Annotated in this window: 7 protein-coding genes; 6 read left to right on the top strand and 1 reads right to left on the bottom strand. The window is 62.3% G+C overall.

Features of this window, described 5'->3' with window-relative positions; all coding sequences use genetic code 11:
- Window positions 1-105 precede the first annotated feature (105 nt).
- Window positions 106-711 carry a bifunctional phosphoserine phosphatase/homoserine phosphotransferase ThrH gene (thrH, locus tag NPX02_RS20640; protein ID WP_305792961.1) on the bottom strand — a complete coding sequence of 202 codons (606 nt, stop codon included), beginning with the start codon at window positions 709-711 and terminating at the stop codon, window positions 106-108.
- Window positions 712-911: 200 nt separating this feature from the next.
- Between thrH and NPX02_RS20645 the strand changes: the two genes are divergently transcribed.
- The 6 genes from NPX02_RS20645 to NPX02_RS20670 all read left to right on the top strand — a co-directional run bounded on the left by NPX02_RS20645 (window position 912) and on the right by NPX02_RS20670 (window position 8,193).
- Window positions 912-1,310: a MerR family transcriptional regulator gene (locus NPX02_RS20645; RefSeq protein WP_260295945.1), complete on the top strand. Its 399-nt coding sequence runs from the start codon at window positions 912-914 to the stop codon at window positions 1,308-1,310.
- A gap of 77 nt (window positions 1,311-1,387) precedes the next feature.
- Window positions 1,388-2,512 carry a thiolase family protein gene (locus tag NPX02_RS20650; protein WP_260295946.1) on the top strand — a complete coding sequence of 375 codons (1,125 nt, stop codon included), beginning with the start codon at window positions 1,388-1,390 and terminating at the stop codon, window positions 2,510-2,512.
- Complete coding sequence (locus NPX02_RS20655) at window positions 2,512-4,836, top strand: 3-hydroxyacyl-CoA dehydrogenase/enoyl-CoA hydratase family protein (RefSeq protein WP_260295947.1); 2,325 nt, start codon at window positions 2,512-2,514, stop codon at window positions 4,834-4,836. Before NPX02_RS20650 ends, NPX02_RS20655 begins: the two co-directional genes overlap by 1 nt.
- Before the next feature lie 4 nt (window positions 4,837-4,840).
- Window positions 4,841-6,622: an acyl-CoA dehydrogenase C-terminal domain-containing protein gene (locus tag NPX02_RS20660; RefSeq protein WP_260295948.1), complete on the top strand. Its 1,782-nt coding sequence runs from the start codon at window positions 4,841-4,843 to the stop codon at window positions 6,620-6,622.
- A 36-nt stretch (window positions 6,623-6,658) separates the two neighbouring features.
- Window positions 6,659-7,189 (top strand): thioesterase family protein, encoded by a 531-nt coding sequence (locus tag NPX02_RS20665; protein ID WP_260295949.1) that lies wholly within the window; start codon window positions 6,659-6,661, stop codon window positions 7,187-7,189.
- A 206-nt stretch (window positions 7,190-7,395) separates the two neighbouring features.
- Window positions 7,396-8,193: an enoyl-CoA hydratase-related protein gene (locus NPX02_RS20670; RefSeq protein ID WP_260295950.1), complete on the top strand. Its 798-nt coding sequence runs from the start codon at window positions 7,396-7,398 to the stop codon at window positions 8,191-8,193.
- The last annotated feature ends 24 nt before the right edge of the window (window positions 8,194-8,217 follow it).

Raw genomic sequence — 8,217 nt, forward strand, 5'->3', positions numbered from 1 at the left:
AGCCAATCACCCCGCGAGTAGTTACCCTGAAACTTAAGTTATCTGGTAGTCGGCGGTACAGGGCGCGCCTGGGCGGCCGCTCAGGCGTCGGTTCTCAAACCACGCTCAAAGGGTACGGTTGCTGGCCTCGCGAAACGCATCCCGGAAGGCTGCGTAATCGGTGACCACCGGATACTGGGGGAATTCGTCAATGACGTTCTGTGGTGGACGGAACAGGATTCCCCGATCGGCCTCGGCCAGCATCGTGGTGTCATTATAGGAGTCGCCGGCGGCGATGACCCGGAAGTTGAGGTCGTGGAACGCCTTGACTGCCTGACGCTTCGGGTCCTTCTGGCGTATGTGGTAATCCTCAACCAGGCCGTTTTCAGCGATAGAGAGCTTGTGGCAGAGCAGGGTGGGGTGCCCCAGTTGACGCATCATGGGGGCGGCAAATTCGTAGAAGGTGTCGGAGAGTATCACCACCTGGAACCGCTCGCGCAGCCAGTCAAGAAATTCCCGCGCCCCTTCCAGCGGCGACATGCCGTCTATGACCGCCTGGATGTCCGGCAGCCCGAGCCTGTGCTGCTGGAGAATCCGCAGGCGCTGTCGCATCAATACATCATAATCAGGGATGTCGCGGGTGGTCGCCTTGAGTTCGTCGATACCGGTTCGTTCGGCAAAGTTGATCCAGATTTCGGGTATCAGCACCCCTTCGAGGTCAAGACAGGCCATTTCCACGCGTTGTTTCTCCTGCAGCAAAAACCATCGGGAAGCATTATTCCCCTATAAAAAACGCCGCTAGGATACACCATGGCTCAGGGGAAGGGCAGCACTGATATGCGGAGTGTGTATTGGTCAGTAATATGTCGTATTGGTAAAAATGTTGACGTATACGTAACCCTTGTCTATATTGCGTTTCCGAGGAGTAGAGCATGGATAAGTTGCTGACAGTTACCGAATTGGCCGAAGCGTTCAATGTGACGCCGAGAACCATCCGGTTCTACGAGACTAAAGGGCTGATCAGCCCCCAGCGGGTGGGGTCCACCAGGGTCTACACTTATCGTGACCGCGCCCGTTTGAAGTTGATCCTGCGTGCCAAGCGTCTCGGTTTTTCGCTGACGGACATTCGCGAATATCTGAATCTGTATAACGTGGACCCGGAGCAGATCGAGCAGCAGCAGCTGCTGTTGACCAAAATCAGCCGGCGCATAGAGGAGCTTGAGCAGCAACAGGAGGATCTGGTGGCGACCCTGGATGAGCTGCGGGATATCGAGCAGCAGGCATTGTCGAATATTAAGAAAAGAGCTGCCGCTGCCGGCCACACCAGGTAGCCGGGAGCGCCGAATTTCAGCGTGTATAGCGCGGATCAACAAACTGACGATTGGCACCTACAATGGCGGAGAACGCAATGAAAAACATCGTGATCGCAGGCTATGCCCGCACCCCGTTTACCCTGTCCAACAAAGGCGCGCTGGCCAGGACACGTCCCGATGATCTGGCGGCCGCGGCCGTGCGCGGGCTGGTGGAACGGAGCGGTGTGGCGGTTGACGATATCGAGGATCTGATGCTGGGTTGTGCCTTCCCGGAAGGGGAGCAAGGGTTCAATATGGCCCGTCTGGTGGTTTTTCTCAGCGGCCTGCCGATTTCCATCGGCGGCGCCACGGTCAATCGGTTTTGCGGCTCCTCGATGCAGGGCATCCACCAGGCGGCCGGGGCGATCGCCCTGGGTGCCGGCGAGGTCTATATCTGTGCCGGGGTCGAGTCCATGACCCGGGTGCCGATGACCGGCTTCAACCCCATGCCCAATGCGCAACTGGCCGCCGCCATGCCGGGGGCCTATATGAGCATGGGGGAGACGGCCGAGAACCTGGCCCGGCAGTACGGCATCTCGCGCACCGAACAGGAGGCGTTTGCCGTCAGCAGCCAGGCCAAGGCGGCGGCCGCCCAGGCGGCAGGCAAGTTGCATGACGAGATCGTGCCGGTGAGTGGTGTGGAACAGGATGGTTGCATCCGGCCGGAGACCACGGCGGAGAGCCTGGCTGGTCTCAAGCTGGCCTTCGATGAGAGCGGCAGCGTAACCGCCGGCACCGCGTCGCCCCTGACCGACGGGGCCTCCGCCGTGCTGGTCTGCAGTGAAGAGTATGCCCGTGCCCATGGCCTGGATATCCTGGCCAGAATCCGCAGTTTCGCCGTCTCCGGCTGCGCGCCGGAAATTATGGGTATCGGGCCGGTCATCTCCAGCCGCAAGGCGCTGCAGCGGGCCGGGCTGAGCATGGCGGATATCGACATTGTCGAGCTCAACGAAGCCTTCGCCTCCCAGTCGCTGGCCTGTGTGCGCGACCTGGACGTGGATCTGGCCAAGACCAACCTGGATGGCGGCGCCATCGCCCTGGGACATCCCCTGGGCGCCACGGGCGCCCGCATCACCGGCAAGGCGGCGGCGCTGCTGAAACGTGAGGGCAAGCAGTTTGCGCTGGCCACCCAGTGTATCGGCGGCGGTCAGGGGATTGCCACCATCCTGGAGGCGGTCTGATGGATATCAACAAGGTTGCTGTGATCGGTGCCGGTGTGATGGGGGCCGGCATCGCCGCTCATATCACCAATGCCGGGATTCCCGTGGTGCTGCTGGATATCGTCCCCAAGGGGGCGGATAACCGAAACGCCATTGCCGAAGGGGCGGTGCAACGGCTGCTCAAGGCCCAGCCGGCACCCTTCATGCACAAACGCAATGCCCGCCTGGTCACCACGGGCAACACCGAGGACCACCTGGAACTGCTGGCGGAGTGCGACTGGATCATCGAGGCGGTGATCGAGCGGCTGGATATCAAGCAGGAGCTCTATCGCAAGATCGATGCGGTGCGCAAACCCGGCTCGGTGGTCTCCTCCAATACCTCCACCATCCCGCTACGGGATCTGGTGGATGGGCAGTCGGAGAACTTCGCTGCCGACTTCCTGATCACCCATTTTTTCAATCCACCCCGCTACATGCGGCTGCTGGAGATCACCTCCGGGGAGCAGACCCGGGCGGATGCCGTCAGCGGTATCCCCGATTTCTGCGACCGCGCGCTCGGCAAGGGGGTGGTGGCGTGCAAGGATACCCCGGGATTCATCGCCAACCGTATTGGCATTTTCTGGATTCAGGTCGCCATTCTGGAAGCCATGGCCCTGGGGCTTACGGTGGAAGAGGCCGATGCGGTGATGGGGCGTCCCCTGGGCATTCCCAAGACCGGCGTGTTCGGCCTGTCCGACCTGGTGGGAATCGATCTGATGCCGCACCTGATGGAGAGCATGCGGCGCACCCTGCCGGCCGGTGATTCGTTCCTGGACAAGAGCACCATCCCCGAGCTGGTGACCCGGATGATCGCCGACGGTTATACCGGACGCAAGGGAAAGGGTGGATTCTATCGCATCAACCGCAGCGCGGGCGGCAAGATCAAGGAGAGTATCGATCTCTCCTCCGGCGAGTATCACCCGTCCCGCAAGGCGCACCTGGAGTCGCTCGAGGCATCGCGCCAGGGTGGCCTCAAGGCGCTGGTCGCCCATCCCGACAAGGGTGGCCAGTACGCCCGCCGGGTGCTGGCCCAGGTGCTGGGCTATGCCGCCAGTCTGATCCCCGAGATCGCCGACGATGTCCTGGCCGTGGATGCGGCCATGAAGCTGGGTTACGCCTGGAAATACGGGCCGTTTGAGCTCATTGACCGGCTCGGCACCGCCCACTTTAGCCAACTGCTGGAGGGCGAGGGAGTGGCGGTGCCGCCGCTGATGGAGTTGGTGGCCGATCAGTCGTTTTATCGTACCCAGGACGGCCAATTGCAGTACCTGGACACCAGCGGCGTCTACCAGGCGGTGCAGCGACCCGAAGGGGTACTGCTGCTGTCGGATATCAAGCGGCGTAGCGAGCCACTGGCGAAGAACGGCTCGGCGGCGCTGTGGGATATCGGCGATGGCGTGGTCTGTCTCGAATACACCAGCAAGATGAACGCCATGGACCCGGAAATCCTGGCCCTGATGCGCGAGGCGATCAGTATTGTCTCCAAAGGCTACAAAGCCCTGGTGCTGCACAACGAGGGTGATAACTACTCGGTCGGCGCCAACCTGGGGCTGTTGTTGTTTGCCGCCAATCTCGGTACCTGGGACCAGATCGAGGAGATGATCGAGGGCGGACAGGAGACCTACAAGGCGCTCAAATATGCCCCCTTCCCGGTGGTCGGCGCGCCCTCCGGGATGGCCCTGGGCGGTGGCTGTGAGAGCTTGCTGCACTGCGATGCGGTGCAGGCCCATGCCGAAACCTATATCGGGCTGGTCGAGGTGGGTGTCGGCCTGGTTCCCGCCTGGGGCGGCAGCAAGGAGATGCTGCAGCGCTGGATCACCAACAAACGCCGTCCGGGCGGTCCCATGCCGGCGGTAATCAAATGTTTCGAGACCATCAGCACCGCCACCGTGGCCAAGTCGGCGGCCGAGGCCAAGGACTACCTGTTCCTGCGTCCGGATGACGGCATCACCATGAACCGTGACCGGCTGCTGGCGGACGCCAAGGCCCGCGCGCTGGCGATGGCGGAGGAGTACCGGCCGCCGGAACCGATCGAGATCCGGCTCCCGGGCTCCACCGCCAAGGCGGCCATGGAGATGGCCGTTAAAGGGGTACGCCTGGCGGGTCGGGCGACCGCCCATGACGTGGTGGTCTCGATGACCCTGGCGGAACTACTGAGTGGCGGGGATACCGATATCACCGAGACCCTGAGCGAGGATGACCTGTTGCGGCTGGAACGCGGGGCGTTCATGACCCTGGTGCGTCATCCCGACACCCTGGATCGCATGGAACACATGCTGGAAACCGGCAAATCGCTGAGGAACTAATAACATGGCCAGCTACAAGACACCGCTGCGCGACATGCGCTTTGTGTATAACGAACTGTTTGATGCCGAGGCGATTCGGGTACTGCCGGGCTGCGAAGAGGTGACCCCCGACCTGGTGGATGCAATCCTGGAGGAGGCGGGACGCTTCTGCGAGGAGCGTCTGTTCCCGCTGAACCGTACGGGCGACGAGGAGGGGTGCCACTTCGACAACGGCAAGGTGACCACTCCGGCCGGTTTGAAGGAGGCCTACAAGGACTTCAACGAGATGGGCTGGGGTGCCCTGGCGGCCGATCCTGCGTATGGCGGGCAGGGGCTGCCCAACGCCATCAGCATGCTGGTTGAAGAGATCATGTGCAGCACCAACTTCGCCTTCGGACTCTACCCGGGTTTGACCCACGGCGCCTATAACGCGCTGGTGGCGCGGGCCAGCGAGGAGCTGAAACAGCAGTTCCTGCCGCACATGGTGACCGGCCAGTGGAGCGGTTCCATGTGCCTGACCGAGCCGCAGTGCGGGACTGATCTGGGTCTGATCCGTACCAAGGCCGAACCCCAGGCCGACGGCAGCTTCCGCCTCACCGGGACCAAAATGTTCATCACCGCCGGTGAGCACGACCTGACCGAGAATATCATCCACCTGGTACTGGCGCGCACCCCGGACGCCCCCAAGGGCATCAAGGGGATCAGCCTGTTTCTGGTACCCAAGATCCGCGTCAACGGCGACGGTTCGCTGGGCGAGGCCAACGGCGTCAGCTGCGGCTCCATCGAGCACAAGATGGGCATCAACGCCTCGGCCACTTGCGTGATGAATTTCGATGACGCCGAGGGCTACCTGGTCGGCCGCGTCAACAAGGGCATGGAGGCGATGTTCATCATGATGAATAGCGAGCGCCTGGCGGTGGGTATCCAGGGGCTCGGCATCGGCGAGGCCTCCTACCAAGGCGCGGTGGCCTATGCCCGTGAGCGGCTCCAGGGGCGGGCACTCACCGGAGCCAAGGCACCGGACCAATCGGCCGACTCCCTGCTGGTGCATCCCGATGTCCGGCGCATGCTGCTGACCCAACGGGCCTATGTGCAGGGCAACCGGGCGCTGGCGGTCTGGGTCGCCAGTGAACTGGATCAGGCCAAGCGCAACCCGGATGTGAAGCGGCGCCGCGAGGCCGAGGATTTTGTCGCCCTGATGACCCCGATCGTCAAGGCGTTCATGACCGATACCGGCTCGGAGGTGGCCAATCTGGGGATGCAGGTGTTTGGCGGGCACGGCTATATTCGTGAACATGGCATGGAACAGTACGTGCGGGATGCGCGGATTGCCCAGATCTACGAGGGGACCAACGGGATCCAGGCGATGGATCTGGTGGGGCGCAAGCTGCCGGCGCACATGGGTCGCTATCTGCGGCGCTTCTTCCACCCGGTGCGGGATTATCTCGAATCGAAAGAGCAGGATTTCTCCCTGCACCCCTTCCTGATGCCGCTGGCCAAGGCGTTTGGCCGGCTGCAGAAGGCAACCGCGGTGCTGGCGCAAAGAGGCCTGAAAAACCCAGATGAGATGGGTGCTGCCGCGGCCGACTACCTGCGCCTGTTCGCCCTGGTCGCCCTCGGTTATCTGTGGATGCGCATGGCGGAAGTTGCCCAACAGAAACGCGAGCAGGATCCGCTCTTCTACCAGGCCAAGATGGATACCGCGCGCTTCTACTTCGAGCGTGTCCTGCCCCAGAGCGGCGCCCTGTTTGCCAGTATCATGGCCGGATCCAGGGGCATGATGGAGTTCGATGACGAGGCCTTCTGAAGCAGCGCGGGTCAACCGGGAACCGGGTGCCGGGGCATGAATCTGCTGTTTCGTCTCATGCTGCAGCTGTTCCGCTCCCGGTTTCGTCCCCGGCAGGGGCTCATGGAGGTGGCCAGCCTGCGGATGCGGGTGTTGCCGACCGATCTGGACATCAATCTGCATCTCACCAACTCCCGCTACCTGGCGCTAATGGATCTGGGGCGGATCGAGCTGATGCTGCGCAGCGGACTGTTCAAAGAGGTGCTCAGGCGGCGTTGGCTACCGGTGGTCTCCATCGCCAGCATCCGCTTCCGCCGGCAGATCAACCCGTTTGAACGGTTCGATCTGCATACCCGCGTACTGGGATGGGACGACAAGTGGTTTTACATGGAGCAACGCTTCGAGACCGCGCAGGGCCTGGCGGCCATCGGCATTGTCAAGGGCCTGTTCCGCGGCCCGCAGGGCAATGTGTCCACGCAGGAGCTGGTTGCCCTGGCCGGGCATGCGGGTGAGCTGGAAAAGTCAACCATTCTCGAGGCACTGGATGATTTTGAACAACAGCTGAAAACCTCCAGTCAAACGGAGTAGCTGTACAGCAGGTTTACGTGGGAGCGGATTGGCCGCTGCGTGCAGGGGGCAACCGTATCGTGGTATTAAAAGCCGCCGCTCCCACTTTTTATTGTGCAATGACGGGCCGCAGGAATGGCGGAGTCGGAGTCAGACCGCTCCATACGAGGGCAATGTTCACCAGGTCGGGCGGCTTGACTCCGACCCATGAGTTTAGGAGGAGAGAGATGGATGAGGTAGTTCGGATCGAACGAAAGGGCGCTGTGGCAGTGGTCACCCTGGACCGGCCCGCATCACTCAATGCCCTCAACCGCGAAATGTCCTATCAGTTGCGGGACGGTTTCATGGCTCTGTCCGGAGACCAGCGCGTGCGCTGCGTGGTGCTGCGTGGTGCGGGTGATCACTTCATGGCGGGGGGTGATATCGGCTTTTTCAGGCAGGGGCTTGAGCTTCCGGACGAGGAACGAAAGACTGAAGTGTCCGGGCTGATCGGTGTGGTTCACCAGTTCATCACCATCCTCCGGGAGATGCCCCAGCCGGTGATCGCCGGGGTGCGCGGCAGCGTGGCCGGATTTGGCATGAGTCTGGTGGCGGCGGCCGATCTGGCGATCGCCGCTGACAGCGCGCGCTTTACCCAGGCCTACACCCAGATCGGCACCACCCCGGATGGCGGCAATACCTGGTTCCTTCCCCGGGCCGTCGGCACTAAACGTGCCATGGCTCTGACCCTGCTGAATGAACCGATCGACGCGGCCGGGGCCTGCGCCATAGGCCTGGTGAATCAGGTGGTGGCGGACAGTGAGTTGGAGGCCGTCACCCTGCAACTGGCCGAACGCCTGGCCCGGGGGCCCACCCGGGCCTACGCCCAAGCCAAGCAGCTGATCAACGACAGCATGAGCAGCACCCTTGAACAGCAGTTGCTGGCGGAACAGGGGAGCTTCACCCGTTGCGCCCTGAGCCACGATTTCGCCGAAGGCGTCACCGCCTTCATGGAAAAACGCCGGCCGGAGTTCAGCGGTGAATAAGGTGTTTATTTTTAACCAATCACT

It is taken from the genome of Sedimenticola hydrogenitrophicus, assembly GCF_025175675.1.
GTDB classification, from domain to species: Bacteria; Pseudomonadota; Gammaproteobacteria; order Chromatiales; family Chromatiaceae; genus Sedimenticola; species Sedimenticola hydrogenitrophicus.